General features: G+C 68.3%; 18 protein-coding genes. 6 read left to right on the top strand and 12 right to left on the bottom strand.

Translation table 11 applies throughout. From position 1 onward, the window contains the following. Positions 1–20 precede the first annotated feature (20 nt). Both AU072_RS16445 and AU072_RS16440 read left to right on the top strand, forming a co-directional pair. Entirely contained in the window at positions 21–422 is a 402-nt protein-coding gene (locus tag AU072_RS16445) for an MmcQ/YjbR family DNA-binding protein (protein WP_064414776.1), read from the top strand. 37 nt (positions 423–459) lie between these two features. Then, positions 460–2,061 carry a 4-coumarate--CoA ligase family protein gene (locus AU072_RS16440; protein ID WP_064414775.1) on the top strand — a complete coding sequence of 534 codons (1,602 nt, stop codon included), beginning with the start codon at positions 460–462 and terminating at the stop codon, positions 2,059–2,061. Between the two features lie 3 nt (positions 2,062–2,064). On the opposite strand, the gene AU072_RS16435 is transcribed toward AU072_RS16440, so the two are convergent. The 4 genes from AU072_RS16435 to AU072_RS16420 form a co-directional block, all read right to left on the bottom strand. Then, a complete protein-coding gene (locus AU072_RS16435; protein ID WP_064414774.1) occupies positions 2,065–2,931 on the bottom strand; it encodes a hypothetical protein in 867 nt (288 codons plus the stop codon). Positions 2,932–3,055: 124 nt separating this feature from the next. After that, positions 3,056–3,388, bottom strand: coding sequence for an ArsR/SmtB family transcription factor (locus AU072_RS16430; protein ID WP_064414773.1), 333 nt, complete (start codon positions 3,386–3,388; stop codon positions 3,056–3,058). Continuing rightward, a complete protein-coding gene (locus AU072_RS16425) occupies positions 3,385–3,879 on the bottom strand; it encodes an SRPBCC family protein (RefSeq protein ID WP_064414772.1) in 495 nt (164 codons plus the stop codon). The genes AU072_RS16430 and AU072_RS16425 overlap by 4 nt, the downstream gene beginning before the upstream one ends. Positions 3,880–4,028: 149 nt before the next feature. Beyond that, the gene (locus tag AU072_RS16420; protein ID WP_064414771.1) at positions 4,029–5,039 is read right to left on the bottom strand and encodes a uroporphyrinogen decarboxylase/cobalamine-independent methonine synthase family protein; all 1,011 of its coding nucleotides are present in this window, start codon (positions 5,037–5,039) and stop codon (positions 4,029–4,031) included. A 60-nt stretch (positions 5,040–5,099) separates the two neighbouring features. Between AU072_RS16420 and AU072_RS16415 the strand changes: the two genes are divergently transcribed. Then, positions 5,100–5,744: a sensor domain-containing protein gene (locus tag AU072_RS16415; RefSeq protein WP_064414770.1), complete on the top strand. Its 645-nt coding sequence runs from the start codon at positions 5,100–5,102 to the stop codon at positions 5,742–5,744. Here AU072_RS16415 and mnmA read toward each other — a convergent pair whose 3' ends face one another. The 8 genes from mnmA to AU072_RS16375 all read right to left on the bottom strand — a co-directional run bounded on the left by mnmA (position 5,745) and on the right by AU072_RS16375 (position 13,224). Then, positions 5,745–6,812, bottom strand: coding sequence for a tRNA 2-thiouridine(34) synthase MnmA (mnmA, locus tag AU072_RS16410; RefSeq protein WP_064414769.1), 1,068 nt, complete (start codon positions 6,810–6,812; stop codon positions 5,745–5,747). Continuing rightward, positions 6,812–8,008: a cysteine desulfurase family protein gene (locus AU072_RS16405; protein WP_064414768.1), complete on the bottom strand. Its 1,197-nt coding sequence runs from the start codon at positions 8,006–8,008 to the stop codon at positions 6,812–6,814. The genes mnmA and AU072_RS16405 overlap by 1 nt, the downstream gene beginning before the upstream one ends. 44 nt (positions 8,009–8,052) lie before the next feature. Further along, on the bottom strand, positions 8,053–8,877 hold the full coding sequence (locus tag AU072_RS16400) for a lysophospholipid acyltransferase family protein (protein ID WP_064414767.1): 825 nt from the start codon (positions 8,875–8,877) through the stop codon (positions 8,053–8,055). Continuing rightward, positions 8,874–9,725, bottom strand: a complete 852-nt coding sequence (locus AU072_RS16395) for a GNAT family N-acetyltransferase (RefSeq protein WP_064414766.1) — start codon at positions 9,723–9,725, stop codon at positions 8,874–8,876. Before AU072_RS16395 ends, AU072_RS16400 begins: the two co-directional genes overlap by 4 nt. 95 nt (positions 9,726–9,820) lie before the next feature. Next, positions 9,821–10,492, bottom strand: a complete 672-nt coding sequence (locus AU072_RS16390) for a nitroreductase (protein ID WP_064414765.1) — start codon at positions 10,490–10,492, stop codon at positions 9,821–9,823. Further along, positions 10,489–11,232, bottom strand: coding sequence for an SDR family oxidoreductase (locus tag AU072_RS16385; RefSeq protein WP_064414764.1), 744 nt, complete (start codon positions 11,230–11,232; stop codon positions 10,489–10,491). The genes AU072_RS16390 and AU072_RS16385 overlap by 4 nt, the downstream gene beginning before the upstream one ends. Positions 11,233–11,427: 195 nt before the next feature. Then, on the bottom strand, positions 11,428–12,384 hold the full coding sequence (locus AU072_RS16380; protein ID WP_064351183.1) for an electron transfer flavoprotein subunit alpha/FixB family protein: 957 nt from the start codon (positions 12,382–12,384) through the stop codon (positions 11,428–11,430). 48 nt (positions 12,385–12,432) lie between these two features. Continuing rightward, complete coding sequence (locus tag AU072_RS16375) at positions 12,433–13,224, bottom strand: electron transfer flavoprotein subunit beta/FixA family protein (RefSeq protein WP_064414763.1); 792 nt, start codon at positions 13,222–13,224, stop codon at positions 12,433–12,435. A gap of 195 nt (positions 13,225–13,419) precedes the next feature. On the opposite strand from AU072_RS16375, the gene AU072_RS16370 reads away from it, so the two are divergent. From AU072_RS16370 to AU072_RS16360, 3 genes are all read left to right on the top strand, one after another. Beyond that, positions 13,420–14,190, top strand: coding sequence for a class I SAM-dependent methyltransferase (locus AU072_RS16370; protein WP_064414762.1), 771 nt, complete (start codon positions 13,420–13,422; stop codon positions 14,188–14,190). Further along, a complete protein-coding gene (locus AU072_RS16365; protein ID WP_064414761.1) occupies positions 14,187–15,719 on the top strand; it encodes a 1,4-alpha-glucan branching protein domain-containing protein in 1,533 nt (510 codons plus the stop codon). The genes AU072_RS16370 and AU072_RS16365 overlap by 4 nt, the downstream gene beginning before the upstream one ends. A 100-nt stretch (positions 15,720–15,819) precedes the next feature. Continuing rightward, the gene (locus AU072_RS16360) at positions 15,820–17,061 is read left to right on the top strand and encodes a glycosyltransferase family 4 protein (protein ID WP_082680801.1); all 1,242 of its coding nucleotides are present in this window, start codon (positions 15,820–15,822) and stop codon (positions 17,059–17,061) included. Positions 17,062–17,142 lie beyond the last annotated feature (81 nt).

The following is a 17,142-nucleotide window of genomic DNA, read 5'->3' as shown; positions in this document are numbered from 1 at the left end:
CGCACCGTTACCCTGACCCCATGCCGCACCCGATCATGTTCCGCGACGACGACCCGGTGCTGGCCCGGGTACGGACGGTGGCGTTGGCGTTCCCCGAGGCTCACGAGAAGGTCTCGCACGGACGGCCCGCGTTCTTCGTCGCCAAGATGTTCGCCATGTACGGCGGCAGCGTCAAACCACCGACCAAGGGCGACTACATCCAGTACCCGCAGTCGATCCTGGTCAAAGTCGACGAGAGCGAACGACAGGCACTGCAGCAGGACCCCCGATTCTTCGCTCCCGCCTACCTCGCACCCTCGGGATGGCTCGGGCTCGACCTGTCGGCCGGAACCATCGATTGGAATGAGGTGCGCGAGCTGATCGATGCGTCGTTTCGGTTGACCGCGCCCAGGAAACTCGTCAAGCAACTCGACGAGGTCTGAACAGGTACCGGCAGGCCATGATTCGATCGGAGACGCCATGAGTTTCGCGAGCCCCTTCCCCGAGGTCGACATCCCGTCCACCAGCGTCTACGACTACCTGTTCGGCGATATCGCCGAAGCCGACCTCGACCGCGTCGCGCTCGTCGATGCGAAATCGGGGCGGCAGACCACCTACCGCGAGACGATCACGCGCATCGACGCGTTCGCGGGCGCGCTCGCCGGGCGCGGGATCGGCGTCGGGGATGTGGTCGGTCTGCTCTCGCCGAACAGCTCGGGGTTCGCCGTCGCGTTCCACGGCATTCTGCGCGCGGGCGCGACGGCCACGACCATCAACGCGCTGTTCACCGCCAAAGACATCGCCAAGCAGTTGACCGACTCGAAAGCCAGGATGCTCGTGACGGTGTCGCCGCTGCTGGCGCAGGCCGAGGAAGCCGCCGCGGCGGTCGGCATTGCCGACGACGGGCTCGTCGTGCTCGACGGACCCGGCCTGGCCGTCGACGGGCATCCCAATGCCGACGACCTCATGGGTCCGGGCCATCCGGCACCGGAGGTGAGCTTCGCGCCCTCGTCGCACTTGGCGGTGCTGCCCTACAGCTCGGGGACGACCGGAAATCCGAAGGGCGTCATGCTCACCCACCGCAACCTGGTGGCCAACGTCGCCCAGATCCGACCGCTGCACGGCATGGTCGCCGACGACACGGTGCTGGCCGTTCTGCCGTTCTTCCACATCTACGGGATGACCGTGCTGCTGAACGCGGCGCTGCATGCCCGGGCCCGTCTGGTCATCATGCCGAGCTTCGATCTCGGCGACTTCCTGGGCAACATCGCGAATCACGCCTGCACCATCGCGTTCATCGCGCCGCCCGTCGCCGTTGCGCTGGCCAAGCATCCGCTGGTCGACGAGTACGACCTGTCGTCGTTGAATGTCGTGATGTCGGGAGCGGCCCCCCTGGACGCCGACCTAGGCCACGCCGTCGCCGAGCGCCTGGGGTGCCGCGTGCTTCAGGGTTACGGCATGAGCGAGCTCAGCCCGGTCAGCCACATCACGCCGTTCGACGGCGGCCGACACGAAATGAACATGGAGGCCCCGCTCAGCTCGGTCGGCTGGACGGTATCGAACGCCGCGTCCAAAATCGTCGACCCCGAGACCGGCGACGAGATCGACCCGCCCACAGAGGGTTTGAGCAAAACTGGCGAACTGTTGTTCAAGGGACCCAACGTGATGGCGGGGTACCTCGGCAACGAGAAGGCCACCAAGGAGACCATCGACGACCAGGGCTGGTTGCACACCGGTGACCTCGCACAGGTCGACGCCAATGGCTGCGTCTACATCGTCGACCGGCTCAAGGAGCTGATCAAGTACAAGGGTTATCAGGTGCCGCCCGCCGAACTGGAGGCCGTGCTGCTGACCCACCCCGACATCGCCGACGCAGCGGTGGTCGGAGTCGTCGACGCCGAAGGTGAAGAGGTGCCGAAGGCGTTCGTGGTCAAGCGATCCGGCGCTGAGTTGACCGAGCAGCAGGTGATGGAGTTCGTCGCGGGCGAGGTGGCTCCCTACAAGAAGGTCCGCCAGGTGGCTTTCATCGATGCGGTGCCCAAGTCGGCGTCCGGCAAGATTCTCCGCAAGGATCTGAAGTAGCGGTCAGGGCCGGCCGATCCGTTCGGCGGCCTGCGCCGCCCGCGCCTGCCGGTAGCCCAGCGCGGCTCCCGCCACCGGGATGAGCAGCAACCCGGCCAGACCCCACAGCGGGTCGCTCGTTCCTGCGCCGGGCGCGACGACGAACTGGCCCACCACCGCGGGCGGAGTGCCCACCCGGTCCAACGGGGCCGGCGCCGGCGGGGCCGGTGCGAGCGGCGGCGGGAGGATCGGTTGCGCGGGAACCGGCCCTCCAGGCGCCAGTGCGGTTGGCGGCCCACGGGTTTCGGATTGTGGGCCGCGGCTCTCCGGGGCGCGGCCGTTGCCGATCGTCACCTGGGGCGGTTCGAACGCGGCGGCCGGTGCGCTCGCGACACCGGAGCCGCCAGAGGCAACCGGGCCACCCGTCACCGCGATGGTCGCGGGCGCTTCGACGGGAGGCGCCGCGACGGCCGACCGGTTCGCCGATGCGTCAGGCGTCGCCGCGCGGCTGGCCGATGCTGTGCGGCTGGCCGATGCGCCGGGCGACGCGGTGCGGCCAGCCGATTCCGGATCGACAGCTGCCGACCGGTTACCCGGCGACGGCTCCGGGAAGTCGTCGCGGCCCGATCCGACCCGCGACGACGGGGCCGCGCCTGGCCCTTTGGCGCCCCCGCCCCGTTTGCTGTCGGTGGGGCGCTTGCTGTCGCGACGGTCGTTGCCGTGCTTGCCGTTGCCGGATCCGCCTCCGTGGTCGCCGCCACGATCGGCACTGTGTCCCCGGTCCGAGCCGCGCGAATCACCGGGATGGGCGTATGCGACTGCCGCACCTGATCCGCTCACCAGGAGAAATACGGACACCACGCCGGCACCTGCGGCGAGGCGCGGGTTCATCCGGACACCGTTCCCTTCTCGGCAAAGGCGATCGACGCCGCCTGCGAAGAATTCTCGCACGCGGACGCCCTCAAAACGAGGTGTCCAGCAGGAACGCCCGCAAATTGTTCAGCGAAGCGCGTCCTCAGTGATCCTCGACGTGCGCCCGCAGCCGGTCGAGGGCGCGGTCCCACCGCTGGGAGAGCTTCGAAAGGTACTCGCTGGCGTCGGCGAGGGGCGCGGGACGCATCCGCCAGATGCGTTCACGGCCACTGCGGTGGCTGCTCACCAGGCCCGCCGACTCCAACAGCAGGAGGTGTTTGGTGGTTGCCTGCCGACTGACCGGGATCACCTCGGCGACTTCGCTGGTCGAACACGGTCCGCCGTCGCACAGTCTCGTGACGATGCGCAGGCGGTTCGGATCGCCCAGGGCGTTGAACAACGACGACACCGGCGCGTCCGCCGTCGATGTGCTCACACTGCCTCGCTGACGGCGAGGTACTTGCGCACCAGTTCGGTCTGCGTGGCCCAGCCCTCGCTGTTGCCCTCGAATGCCGACGTCCGACGGTGTGGGGGCAGCGCGTCGAATCCGGACTCGACGATGCGCAGCAGCACACCCTCGGCGACCTCTTCCAGCGTGAACTCGACCAGCGTCGTCGGTTCCTCGGAGACGTCAACGCCCTCCTCGACCCCGTAGGGGTGCCAGCGGAACGCCAGTCGTCGTGGCGGTTCGACCGCCTCGATGTGCCATGGGTCGGCGGTGCCGGCGTACGGTTCCTGCTGCTTGGCGACGTCGGCGTCGACCGCCGTCGGCGTCATGACGCCGGTGATCGAGGTGCCGGCCACGAAGGGCCCGTCGAAACGCACCCCGAACCATTGGCCGAACTCGTCGGCGTCGCTGATCGCCCGCCAGACCCGCTCGAGCGGCGCCTTCAACACCACTTCCTTCTCGATTCGATCCGTACTCATATGCAACCTCCTGGTTGCTCCTCAATGTAGTAAGGACGACCCGCTAACGCAACCTTTTGGTTGCTTTTTCTGTCGGCTGCGCCGAATCCTGCCGAGGGGGAGCGGTTTTCGACTGGGGGCGAGCCTGGCGCGGAGTTGGTAACGCGACCCTAGATCGCGTCGGGGTCCTCCGCGAGGGCGTCCGCCGCTTTCTGCGCCAATCCGATCGCGGTGCGCGCCCATTCGGTGGTGGCGCCCGCCAGACCGCACGCGGGCGAGATGCCGGTCCTCTCCTTGAGCACGGACCGGGCGAAGCCGAGTCGGTCGGTCAGCGACACCGCGGCCTTGGCGATCTCCTCGGCCGAAGGACGGCTTTCCGGTGCCGTCGTGGGCACCACACCGAACACCACGGTGCGACCGGAGTCGACGAACTCCCCCGCACCGTCGAGATCATCGGCCACCAGTGTTGACACATCGATGGAAACCGCATCGATGCGACTGCGCTGCAACACATTCCATGGCACATCCGACGCGCAGCTGTGCACGGCCACCGGGACGCCCACTGCCGCGACACATTCGTCGAGCAAGCCGACGGCCACCGCCTCGTCGACGGCGTGCACCGGCGTCAGGCTGGTCACCCCGCTCAGCCGGCCCTTGAGCGCGGCGGACAACAGTGGTTCGTCGAATTGGACGACGACCGCGGCGTCCAGGCGTCGACCGACATCCGCGCGGTGCGCTGCGACACCTTCGGCCAGCGAAGCGGTGAGGTCACGCACCGCGCCTCGATCGGTCAGCGCGCGATGGCCGTTGGCGAGCTCGAGCTGCGCCGCCAACGTGACCGGTCCCGGCGACTGAACCTTGACGGTGCGGCCACCGCCGCGCAAACCTGCCTTCTCCCAGGCCTCTTCGAGCGCATCGAGGTCCTCATCGAGCAGGCTTTTGGCGCGCTTCAGCACCGCTGTGCGGCCCGCCGCGATCCGATACCCGCGGGGGACCGTGTCCATCCCGATGTCGACCAGAATCGCCCCGGCCCGGCCGATCATGTCGGCGCCCACGCCGCGGCCAGGCAGCTCCGCCAGATGCGGCAAGGTGTGCAGTTCGCCGACGACGACCTCGGCGGCCTCGCGCGCTGACGTTCCGGGCCATGACCCGATGCCGGTGGCTGCGGCGAAAGCACTCACTCGTTTGACAGTATTCGATCGGGCTAGTCTCATCTCAAAAGGGTTGGGGAAGGACAGGCCATGCCCGCAGCGCTTCGGTCGCTCGCGCCGTGGTGCGTGGCGGTCGCGATCACGTCGGGATGCACTCAGGTCATCGACGGGCACGCGCTGCGGGCGACACCCGGCATCGACGACGGATCGCTGTCACCGGTCGATGTGGAGACCATCATGCTCGACCAGTCGCAGATGCGCGCAATCACCGGCGCCGGCGAGGATCTCACGATCATCCCGACCATGGACGGCAAGATCCCTGTCGACATCGAGCCGCTCGCCGAGACCACTCCCCTGCAGTGCCAATGGATCTTCGCCGAGACCCAGGTCTTCGGGCCCGACGTCGAGGAGTTCCACAAGACCACGTTCCAGCACCCGCCCGAAGGCGGATTGATCTCCGAGGGCGCGGCGGCCTATCGCGACACCGCCGCCGCCCGGCGGGCGTTCGACTCACTTGTCACTCTCGTTGACGGTTGTGGCGCAACGCCTTTGGGTCCGATGTTCGTCGGCGAGTGGACGGCGGGCACCGACACGCTGCAGACCCGGCCATCGGGTGACTGCGGTCGCGACTACCGCGTGAAGTCGGTCGTGCTGGTGGAAGTGACCGCGTGCCGGTTCCCCGAGTCGGTGCCCGAGATCGTCATGTCCAACATCTTGGCCAACGTTCCCGGATAGTCACCGGGTGATCGTCGCGCTGCCCAGCACCTCGTCGCCGGCCGGGTCGGGGCGGTACAGCACCATCGTCTGCCCGGGAGCCACCCCGCGCAGGGGCGCGCGCAGCTCGACGACGATCCGGCCGTCGCGCAGTTCGGCCACGCCGTCTCCGAGGCCGCCGTGCGCGCGGACCTGCACCTGGCATTCGACCGGGCCCGAAGGGGCGACACCACAGGTGAAGACCGGCCGCTCACCGGTCAGGGTCCACACGTCGAGGTCCTCGGCGCCACCGACCCGCACGGTCGCGGTCTGCGGGTCGATCGCCGTCACATAGCGCGGCTGTCCGTCAGCGCCCGGTCCGGCGATGCCCAGACCCTTGCGCTGTCCCACCGTGAACCCGTGCACGCCGTCGTGCTCGGCGAGGACCGTGCCTGCGGCGTCGACGACCGAACCGCGTCGCACGCCGATCTTGGCCCCGAGGAACGCGCGAGTGTCCCCCGACGGGATGAAGCAGATGTCGTGGCTATCCGGCTTTTCGGCGACCGCCAGCCCGCGATGCGCTGCCTCCTCACGAATCTGTGGCTTGGGGGTGTCGCCCACCGGGAACACTGCGTGTCGCAACTGCTCGGCGGTCAGCACCGCGAGCACGTACGACTGGTCTTTTGCGGCATCGACCGCACGTCGCAGTCGACCGTCCGACAGCCTGGCATAGTGTCCGGTGGCCACGGCGTCGAAACCCAGCGCCAGCGCGCGGGCGGCCAACGCGGAGAACTTGATCCGCTCGTTGCACCGCACGCACGGGTTCGGGGTCTCCCCGCGGGCGTATGACGACACGAAGTCGTCGATGACGTCCTCTTTGAACCGGTCGGCGAAATCCCAGACGTAGAAAGGGATGTCCAGAATGTCGGCGACCCGGCGCGCGTCACCGGCGTCCTCTTTCGAACAGCAGCCACGCGAACCGGTGCGCAGTGTGCCCGGAGACGGCGACAGCGCCAGGTGGACACCGACGACGTCGTGGCCGGCGTCGACCATCCTGGCGGCCGCGACCGAGGAGTCCACACCGCCGCTCATGGCCACGAGTACCCGCATTACTCGATCACTCCCGAACTTGCCAGCGCCGCCTGCCGGGCGCGTTCGACCGCGGCGGGCAGCACCGCGAGCGCGGCATCGACGTCCGCCTCACTGCTGGTGTGCCCCAACGAAAGCCGCAGCGAACCCCGCGCACTGGCCGGATCGGCACCCATCGCGATCAGCACATGCGAGGGCTGCGCGACGCCGGCCGTGCAGGCCGAACCCGTCGAGCACTCGATTCCCTTGGCGTCCAACAACATCAGCAACGAGTCACCCTCGCAGCCGCGGAAGGTGAAGTGGCAGTTACCGGGCAGCCTCGCGGCCCCCGTCGCCCCGTTCACCTCGACGTCGTCGATGGCGGCCAACACACCCTCGATCAGGCGGTCACGAAGCGCCGACACCCGCGCGCCGTTCGCGTCGAGCCCTTCGACCGCGACCCGCGCCGCCGCGGCCATCGCGACGGCACCTGCCACATACGGTGTGCCCGAGCGGACGTCGCGCTCCTGGCCGCCGCCGTGCAACAGCGGGACGCAGGCCGTGTCGCGGCGCAGCAGCAGAGCACCGATTCCGGTGGGGCCACCGAACTTGTGGGCGGCGATGCTCATCGCCGAGAGCCCACTCGAGGCGAAGTCGACCGGGATGTGGCCGACGGCCTGAACGGCATCACTGTGCATCGGCACGTCGAATTCCGCTGCCACGGCGGCGAGCTCGGCGATCGGCATGATCGTCCCGACCTCGTTGTTGGCCCACATCACCGACACCAGAGCGACGTCGTCGTGGTCCTGCAATGCCTGTCGCAGCGCTGCCGGCGAGACCGAACCGTCCCTCTCGACAGGCAGCCAGGTCACCTCGGCGCCCTCATGCTCGACGCACCACTCGACCGAATCGAGCACCGCATGGTGCTCGACGGGGGTGGTCACGATCCGCCTCCGGCGCGGATCGGCGTCGCGACGGGCCCAGAAGATGCCCTTGACCGCGAGGTTGTCGCTCTCGGTGCCGCCCGCGGTGAAGATCACCTCCGACGGGCGGGCGCCCAGCAGATGGGCCAGCGTCTCGCGTGACTCCTCCATCCGTCGCCGTGCCGTGCGGCCCGTGCCGTGCAGCGACGAGGCGTTGCCGACCGTCGCCATCGCGGCCGTCATCGCCTCGATGGCAGCGGGGTGCATCGGGGTGGTGGCGGCGTGATCGAGGTAGACCGGCTGATCCGAGGTCATAACCAGTCCAGAATAGCCGCCGGGCCGGGGCTCCCCCGATTCGCTCAGGCCACGAGCGCGTGACCCGAGGGGCGACTCGTCGTATCGCCCCGCACCGCGGTCTCGCAGCGATACGCCAGGTCGCGGCGGTCGGTTCCCGGTAGCTGCAGCGACCCCACGTGCACCCGTGCGACCGTGCGCTTCGTGCCGACCAGTCGCCGGACCGAGGCCGGCAGTGTGTCGTCGCCCACATAGGCGGGCACCGTGGAGGCGGCGCCGCCGGGGTGGTGGTAGGCCAGCCGCAGCGGCTGCACCGGCCTGCCTGCGTCGATGGCGGCCTGGAACATGGCGGGGCGGAAGCGGCCGTACGCCAGTCCGCAGTAGGTGGTGCCTTCCGGAAAGGCGACCACGGTATGGCCGGCACGCAGGTTGCGGGTCACGGCACCGACCACCTCGGGCAGGCGCCGCAGATTCGACCGCTCGATCGGGATCACTTTCAGCAGTCGGGCCAGCAAGCCGAGGCCCGGCCAGCCGACGAGTTCGGATTTGGCGACGAACCGGCCGGGAAGCACCGAGCCGATCACGAAGACGTCCACCCAGGAAATGTGGCCGCTGACCACCAGAACGCCGCTCAGGTTGCGGATCGGTCCCCCCGACAGTCTGATCCGCACGCCCAGGCAGTACAGCAGCAGCCGACAGTAGCCGCGCTGGAGATGGGAGCGGCCGGGAGCGGGGACCGCCAGCATGGGCGCCAGCAGCAGAAGCAGCACGGCCGCGGTGACGCGTACGGCGACCCGGCAGGCGATGACCACCCGGCGCCCGGAAAGTCCGGCGCCTGCGCCGACGCAGCTCGCATCGCAGGACGCCTGCGGCACCCAGCGTGTGCTCACGACGCCATTCCGCCGGTCACCGCGGCGGCGGCCTCCACGGATCTCAGCCTGCGCAGGTAGCGCGTGTCGGCCCGGCGTTTGTCGAGCAACGCCGGAAAGTCGCCCACACCGAAGTCGGGGTCGTGCGCCGGCTCACCGCACACTTGGGCACCGAGCCGCAGATAACCACGCATCAGCGCAGGCATGGCGAGCCGCTCCGGCGGGTCGATGTCGTCGAGCACCTTGCCGTCGACGGTCACCGGCCGGTACGGGTGCACGGTGTAAAGCGTCGGCGCGGCGTGGCGACGACGGACGAAATCGCGGACTCCGCGGATTTGTGCGCCCGGCGGGTAACCGTCGGGTCCGTGGACGGCCACCGACACGCAGCCGGTGACGTAGTCGTACCCGCAGCGATCGAGGTAGGCCAGAATCCCGGCCCACATCAGCAGTACGACGGCTCCGTTACGGTGATCGGCCCGCACCACAGCCCGGCCCATCTCGACCAGTCCCGGCCGCAGTGGATCGAATGCGCGTACATCGAATTCGGTTGCGCTGTAGAGGCTTCCGGCGGCAATGGCACCCGCGGGCGGTAGCATCCGGTAGCAGCCGACGAGTTCGCCGGTGACATCCTCGCGTACCAGCAGGTGGTCGCAGTGCTCGTCGAAGCGGTCGGCGTCCAGACCGCCGGCCGAACCGGCCAGCGCGAATCCGGGCTCAGCGGTGAACACCTCGTGGCGCAGCCGCTGCGCCGCCTCGATGAGCGTGGCGTCCGTCGTCAGCAGCAGGGTGTAGAGCGGGGCGGGCCCTGCAGAACCGGTCCGGCCGCGGTCGATCTCCTCGGGGGCGATGAGTACAGAAGCAGTGCTCATGGCTGCACGGTCGCCCAGCCGCCTCTCCGGGCGGCATCGGATGCATGACGTGTCGATGAGCGTCAGGTGACGAATTGCCCCGCCTGGCCGAGCGCTCAGTCGCGCAACACCACGACGTTGTCTGCGACCGCGTTGCGGGGTGTGCGCACGTGGTTTGCCGGGAAGTCCGGGTCGGCGTACCCGATCGCGAGTCCGCACAGCACCCGCAGGTCTGCGGGGATGTCCAGCTGTTCGCGCAATACCTCCGGGAAGTGCGCGACCGAAACCTGCACACAGGTGTCGAGACCGCGCTCGGTCAGTGCGAGCACCAGCGTCTGGAGGAACATCCCGACCGCGAGGCTGTCGGCGTGTCCGAGATCCCGGTGCATACAGACCACTCCTGCCACCGGGGCGCCGAAGAACTCGAAGTTGCGCAGCTGTGCGAGACGCCGTCCTTCGGCGTCATGGCGGGCCACCCCCATCGAGCCGTAGACCAACGCGCCCAGTTCGTGCCGTAGGGGAGCGAAACTCTCCGGGATGCCCATGGTCGCGGGAAAACCGGCGGAGGCGCGGCCCAGCAGGGCCTCGACGAGTTGGTCGCGACGCGCGCCGGTGGCCAGGAAGAGGCGCCACGGCTGAATGTTGGAGTTCGACGGTGCACGCATCGCCAGCTCGAGTGCCTCGACGAGTAGTTCACGCGGTACGGGCTTGTCGGGCAGGAACTTTCGCGTGCAGTGCCGCTCCCGGATGACTCGGTCCAGGCTGTTCTCGGGCACTGCGGGGGTCATCGTCGCGCCAGCCAATCCGCGAAGTGCGTTCCGGCGATGACGGCGGCCTCCCCGGTCACCAGGCTCTGCTGGTCCAGCGGGGTGCCGAAATAGGTTGCTTCGGTGCTGATCACGACGGGCCGCTCGTCACCGCGTTTGGCCAGCACCGCACCGGCGAGCTCGGCGAACGGGATCTTGTCGGGGCCGCCGACGTCGATGTGACCCTTGCTCGGGGCCGCGACGGCTGCGCGGGCCACCTCGGCGGCGACCTCGTCGGCCGCGATCGGCTGGATCAGCGCATCGGGTGCCCGCACTTCGTCGTTGTCACTCAGCGAATCGGTGATGGCCTCGGCGAATTCGTGGAACTGCGTGGCGCGCACGATGCTGTACGGCAACCCGGAGTCTCTGATGATCCGCTCCTGCGCGACTTTGGCCCGCAGATAACCGCTTTCGGGGAGGCCGTCGACGCCGACGATGGACAGCGCCACGTAGTGACCCACCCGAGCGGCCGCCGCGGCGCGTACCAGGTTCGTCGTCGACCGCGTGAAGAAGTCCATGACCGCGTCGTCCTCGAACGATGGCGAATTGGTCACGTCGATCAACACATCCGCGCCCGCGACCGCGTCGGCCACCCCGGCGCCGGTCAGCACGTCCAAGCCGGTGGAGCGGGCCGCGGCGACCACCTCGTGGCCTCCCGCGGTGAGCAGCGAAACCACCTTCGACCCGATGAGTCCGGTCGCGCCGATCACGGTGATCTTCATGTCGGAACCTTTCCTCGTGCCTGTTATCACCACACTGGCACTCCGGTGGCGGTGACTGAACCCTTGAAAGTCCGTAGTCCTGAACGCCGAGCGCTCACCCTTGTACGCCCATCGGCCCGCGGCTGGACATGGCTGAGCGCTCGCGGCACGCAAAAGGCCCCCGGACAGCGTCCGGGGGCCTCGTGCACGAAAAAACTAGCCCTTGCGAGCCTTGACCGCCTCGGTCAGCTGCGGCGTGACCTTGAACAGGTCGCCGACGATGCCGAGGTCGGCGATCTCGAAGATCGGCGCCTCTTCGTCCTTGTTCACCGCGATGATCGTCTTGGACGTCTGCATACCTGCGCGGTGCTGGATCGCGCCGGAGATGCCCAGGGCGATGTAGAGCTGCGGCGACACCGTCTTACCGGTCTGGCCCACCTGGAACTGGCCCGGGTAGTAGCCGGAGTCGACGGCGGCACGGGACGCGCCGACGGCGCCACCGAGCGAGTCAGCCAGTTCCTCGACCACGCTGAAGTTCTCGGCGCTACCCACACCGCGGCCACCCGAGACGACAACCGTTGCCTCGGTCAGCTCCGGGCGGTCGCCGGCGACGGCGGGCTCGCGCTTGGTGATCTTCGTCGCGTTCTCGGCCTGAGCGGGCACCTCGACGGTGACGACCTCGCCCGCACCGTCGGCGGGTTCGGCGTCGATGGCTCCGGCGCGCAGCGTGATGACTGGAACCTCACCGGTGGACTCGGCCTCGACGGTGAACGCACCACCGAAGATCGAGTGCACGGCCTTGCCACCCTCCTGGACGTCGACGACGTCGGTGAGTACACCGGAACCAGTGCGGGCCGCCAACCGGCCGGCGATCTCCTTGCCGTCGGCGTTGGCCGACAGCAGAACACCGGCGGGCGAAGCCGACTCCACCAGCGATGCCAGCACGTCGACCTGCGGGGTGATCAGGTAGTTCTCCGCGTCGTCGGACTCGGCGACGTAGATCTTGGCCGCGCCGGCAGCCTTCAGGCCGTCGGTGAGCGGTTCTGCGGTTCCCGGCGCGCCGACGACGACGGCCGAGGGCTCGCCAAGCTTGCGAGCCGCGGTGATCAACTCCGAGGTGACCTTCTTCAGTGCACCTTCGGCGTGCTCAACGAGCACGAGTACTTCAGCCATGAGTTCTTCTCTCGTCTCTATGTTCTTCGCAGTATCGGTCTCGGGGCCCTAGATGATCTTTTGAGCGACCAGGTACTCGGCGATCTTGGTTCCGCCGTCGCCTTCATCGGTGACCTTCTCGCCGGCGGTCTTGGGCGGCTTCGGCGTCGACGACAGCACCTTGGAGCCGGCGTTTCCAAGACCGACCTCATCGGCCTCGACACCGATCTCGGCGAGCGTGAGCTTGGTGACTTCCTTCTTCTTGGCGGCCATGATGCCCTTGAAGGACGGGAAGCGGGGCTCGTTGATCTTCTCGTTGACGCTGACCACGGCGGGCAGCGCCGCCTCGACGAAGAACACGCCGTCGTCGGTTTCCCGCTCGCCGCTGACCTTGCCGTCCTCGACGGTCACCTTGCGCAGATGCGTCAGCTGCGGCAGGCCCAGGTACTCGGCGATGATCGCGGGGACCGCGCCGCCGGTGCCGTCGGTGGCCTCGTTGCCGGCGATGACCAGCTCGGTGCCCTCGATGGTGCCCAGCGCACGCGCCAGGGCCCAACCGGTCTGGACCATGTCCGAGCCGTGCATGCCCTCGTCGACGAGGTGCACGGCCTTGTCGGCACCCATCGACAGAGCCTTGCGGATGGCCTCGGTCGCGCGCTCGGGACCGGCCGTCAGCACGGTCACAGTGCTGTCGCCGCCTTCCCGCTCCTTGATGAGCAGCGCTTCCTCGACGGCACGCTCGTTGATCTCGTCGAGCACCGCGTCGGCGGCCTCGCGGTCGAGAGTGAAGTCGCCGTCGGTGAGCTTGCGCTCCGACCAGGTGTCAGGGACCTGTTTGATCAGGACCACGATGTTCGTCATGAGTCTGGTTCGTCCTCCTCGAAGGGACCGATGGTCGGCCCGCAATAACACGCTTTGAGCAACAACCACCATGTTACTCGCGGGTAACTTATGGCGGTTCGCAGGAACACTGTAGCGGGTCGAAGTTCGTGTTCTAGCAGCACGTAGGGGGTGAACCATTCGTCTGTGGGCCGTTTCACGTTAGCCTGCCTTCCAATGAGCGCTTTTGTTACTGATGGACCGGACCTCCCCCTGACCGGGGAGCGCACGGTTCCGGGACTCGCGGAGGAGAACTACTGGTTCCGCCGCCACGAGGTCGTCTACGAGCAGATGGCCGACCGCTGCGCGGATCGCGACGTGCTCGAGGCGGGCTGCGGCGAGGGGTACGGGGCCAACCTGATCGCCGACGTGGCCCGCTGCGTGATCGGCCTGGACTACGACGAGTCGACGGTCGCTCACGTCCGTGCGCGGTATCCGCGGGTGGACATGCGCCACGGCAACCTGGCCGAGTTGCCGCTCGCCGACGGCTCGGTCGATGTGGTCGTCAACTTTCAAGTCATCGAACACCTCTGGGATCAGGGGCAATTCGTGCGCGAATGCCTGCGGGTGCTGCGGCCGGGTGGGTGTCTGCTGATGTCGACGCCGAACCGGATCACGTTCTCCCCCGGCCGGGACACGCCGATCAACCCGTTCCACACCCGCGAACTCAACGCCGCCGAGCTGGCTGAACTGCTCGCCACGGAAGGTTTCGCGGTGGAAAGCGTGTACGGGGTCTTTCACGGGCCCCGGCTCGTCGAACTCGACGCTCGGCACGGCGGGTCGATCATCGACGCCCAGGTCGCGCGGGCGCTGGCCGGCGCCCCGTGGCCCGAGGACCTGCTCGCCGACGTGGCGTCCGTGCGCAGCGACGACTTCGATCTGGTCGACGCGCGCGAGCGGAACATCGACGACAGCCTCGATCTGGTCGCGATCGCGGTGCGGCCGTGACCTCCCCGGAGCCCGCCGACCCCGTACCGGGCCTCTTCACCCTCGTTCTTCACACCCACCTGCCCTGGCTGGCCCATCACGGGCGCTGGCCCGTCGGCGAGGAATGGCTCTATCAGTCGTGGTCGGCGTGCTATCTGCCGCTCATGCGGGTGCTGCGCACGCTGGCCACCGAAGGCCGTCGCCACCAGCTGACGCTGGGCATGACGCCGGTTGTCACCGCACAACTCGACGACCCGTACTGCCTGACGGGCATGCACCACTGGCTGGCGAACTGGCAGCTGCGCGCACTGGAAGCAACAACTCTTGGGGATCCGTTGCGGCAGTTCGGTGTTCGCGAGCACGCCGAGGCCGAGCAGGCCCTCGAGGACTTCGCCACGCTGTGGGCGCACGGAGGCAGCCCGTTGCTGCGCGAGGTGATCGACGCCGAAACCATCGAACTGCTCGGCGGCCCGCTCGCGCACCCGTTCCAGCCGCTGCTGAACCCGAGGCTGCGGGAATTCGCGCTGCGCGAAGGGCTGGCCGATGCCCGCTTGCGGTTCGCGCATGCGCCCGTCGGTATCTGGGCCCCGGAATGCGCATATGCGCCCGGCATGGAGAACGACTACGCCGCAGCGGGTGTCGGCCACTTCATGGTCGACGGGCCGTCCCTGCACGGCGACACCGCACTGGGCCGTCCAGTCGCATCCTCGGACGTGGTGGCCTTCGGCAGGGACCTTCACGTCAGCTATCGGGTGTGGTCGCCGAAATCGGGCTACCCCGGTCACGCCGCCTACCGCGACTTCCACACCTACGACCACACCACCGGACTCAAGCCGGCCAGGGTCACCGGCCGCAATGTGCCGTCCGAAGCCAAGGCGCCCTACGACCCCGAGCGCGCCGACCGCGCGATCGACGGCCACGTCGCCGATTTCGTCGCAGTCGTCCGGCAACGACTGTGCGACGAGAGCGAACGCATCGGGCGTCCCGCACACGTCATCGCCGCCTTCGACACCGAGTTGTTCGGCCACTGGTGGTACGAGGGCCCGGTATGGCTCGAACGGGTGCTGCGCGCGCTGCCGCAGGCCGGTGTGCGCGTCGGCACGCTGAGCGACGCCAAGGCCGACGGCTTTGTCGGCTCTCCCGTCGAATTACCGCCCAGCTCTTGGGGTTCCGGTAAGGACTGGCAGGTGTGGGCCGGTGAGCAGGTCACCGACCTGGTGCGGCTGAACACCGAGGTCGTCGACACCGCGCTGACGACCGTCGACAAGGCGCTCGGCGAGACCGACGCTCCGCCGGCACGCAACTTCGTCGCCGACCAGATCCTGCGCGAGACGCTGCTGACCGTCTCCAGCGACTGGCCGTTCATGGTCAGCAAGGACTCAGCGGCGGACTATGCCCGCTACCGTGCGCATCTGCACGCCCACGCCACCCGCGAGATCGCCGACGCCGCGGCATCCGGTCGCCACGAGCATGCCCAGCGTCTCGCCGCGGGCTGGAACCGCGCCGACGGTCTGTTCGGCGCGCTGGACGCGCGGCGGTTACCGCGATGACCCCGAGCCGTTCTGTGTCAGCTGCGAGCGACCGTGTTTGCACACCGACACGCCGCGAAACCACACCACTGTGCGGTCGCTCGCGCCGAGGTGAGCGACCGTGAAAATCCTCATGGTGTCGTGGGAGTACCCGCCGGTGGTCGTCGGCGGGCTCGGTCGGCACGTGCATCACCTCGCGACCGCGCTCGCCGAAGCGGGCCACGAGATCGTCGTGTTGAGCCGGCGACCGTCGAACACCGACCCGAGCACGCATCCGACCACCGACGAGATCGCCGAAGGCGTGCGCGTAGTCGCCGCGGCGCACGATCCTCACGAATTCGACTTCGGTTCCGACATGATGGCTTGGACGTTGGCGATGGGCCACGCGATGGTCCGCGCCGGTTTGACGCTCAAGTCGCAACGCGGCCGTCCCTGGCGCCCCGACGTCGTGCACGCACACGACTGGCTGGTCGCACATCCCGCGGTCGCTCTGGCCGAATACTTCGATGTGCCACTGGTATCCACGATCCACGCCACCGAAGCCGGTAGACATTCCGGATGGGTGTCGGGGCGCATCAGCCGGCAGGTTCACGCGGTGGAATCGTGGTTGGTGCGCGAATCCGACTCGTTGATCACCTGTTCGGCATCGATGCGTGATGAGGTTTCGGAGCTCTTCGGGCCGGGACTCGCCGAGTCGTACGTTATCCGTAACGGAATCGACTGCGGCCGTTGGCCGTTCGCCCGACGCAAGGTACGTACCGGCCCGGCGCAACTGCTGTACCTGGGGCGGCTCGAGTATGAGAAGGGCATCCACGACGCGATCGCCGCGCTACCCCGAATCAGGCGCACCCACCCCGGTACCACGCTGACAGTCGCCGGCGAGGGCACTCAGTTGGACTGGCTCGTCGAGCAGGCGCGAAAGTACAAGGTGCTCAAGGTGACCGCGTTCGTCGGACATCTCGACCACGAGGCGTTGGTGGACCTGTTGCACACCGCCGACGCCGCCGTGTTGCCCAGCCATTACGAGCCGTTCGGCATCGTCGCCCTGGAAGCTGCGGCGACCGGAATCCCCTTGGTGACCTCGAACGTCGGGGGGTTGGGCGAAGCGGTCATCGACGGTGAAACCGGAATGTCCTTCCCGCCGCGTGATACCGCGCGCCTGGCGGCGGCCGTCCGCTCGGTTCTCGACGATCCGCATGCCGCCCAACAACGGGCGATCGCCGCCCGCGAGCGGCTCACCTCCGAGTTCGAATGGCACGCGATCGCGGAGGAAACCGCTCAGGTGTACTTCGCCGCCAAACGCCGTGAGCGCGAACCACATCGGCGCCGCCCCATCATCGAACACGCCCTACCCGGCCGCTGACACGCGGTAGACGTGCCGACTGGCGGGGATCGTGGATTGATCCCCGCCAGTGGCGTTGTGTGGTTGGACTGGCGTTGTGTG

It is taken from the genome of Mycolicibacterium novocastrense (genome assembly GCF_001499835.1).
GTDB classification, from domain to species: Bacteria; Actinomycetota; Actinomycetes; order Mycobacteriales; family Mycobacteriaceae; genus Mycobacterium; species Mycobacterium novocastrense.
The sequence above is the reverse complement of the archived record's forward strand: the minus strand, read 5'-3'. Positions and strand labels throughout refer to the sequence as shown.

Excerpts from the sequence above, each read along its gene's own strand:
- AU072_RS16445 (WP_064414776.1), top strand. The coding sequence starts at position 21 with ATGCCGCACCCGATCATGTTCCGCGACGACGACCCGGTGCTGGCCCGG.
- AU072_RS16440 (WP_064414775.1), top strand. The coding sequence starts at position 460 with ATGAGTTTCGCGAGCCCCTTCCCCGAGGTCGACATCCCGTCCACCAGC.
- AU072_RS16435 (WP_064414774.1), bottom strand. The coding sequence starts at position 2,931 with ATGAACCCGCGCCTCGCCGCAGGTGCCGGCGTGGTGTCCGTATTTCTC.
- AU072_RS16425 (WP_064414772.1), bottom strand. The coding sequence starts at position 3,879 with ATGAGTACGGATCGAATCGAGAAGGAAGTGGTGTTGAAGGCGCCGCTC.
- AU072_RS16415 (WP_064414770.1), top strand. The coding sequence starts at position 5,100 with ATGCCCGCAGCGCTTCGGTCGCTCGCGCCGTGGTGCGTGGCGGTCGCG.
- mnmA (WP_064414769.1), bottom strand. The coding sequence starts at position 6,812 with ATGCGGGTACTCGTGGCCATGAGCGGCGGTGTGGACTCCTCGGTCGCG.
- AU072_RS16405 (WP_064414768.1), bottom strand. The coding sequence starts at position 8,008 with ATGACCTCGGATCAGCCGGTCTACCTCGATCACGCCGCCACCACCCCG.
- AU072_RS16395 (WP_064414766.1), bottom strand. The coding sequence starts at position 9,725 with ATGAGCACTGCTTCTGTACTCATCGCCCCCGAGGAGATCGACCGCGGC.
- AU072_RS16390 (WP_064414765.1), bottom strand. The coding sequence starts at position 10,492 with ATGACCCCCGCAGTGCCCGAGAACAGCCTGGACCGAGTCATCCGGGAG.
- AU072_RS16385 (WP_064414764.1), bottom strand. The coding sequence starts at position 11,232 with ATGAAGATCACCGTGATCGGCGCGACCGGACTCATCGGGTCGAAGGTG.
- AU072_RS16380 (WP_064351183.1), bottom strand. The coding sequence starts at position 12,384 with ATGGCTGAAGTACTCGTGCTCGTTGAGCACGCCGAAGGTGCACTGAAG.
- AU072_RS16375 (WP_064414763.1), bottom strand. The coding sequence starts at position 13,224 with ATGACGAACATCGTGGTCCTGATCAAACAGGTCCCTGACACCTGGTCG.
- AU072_RS16370 (WP_064414762.1), top strand. The coding sequence starts at position 13,420 with ATGAGCGCTTTTGTTACTGATGGACCGGACCTCCCCCTGACCGGGGAG.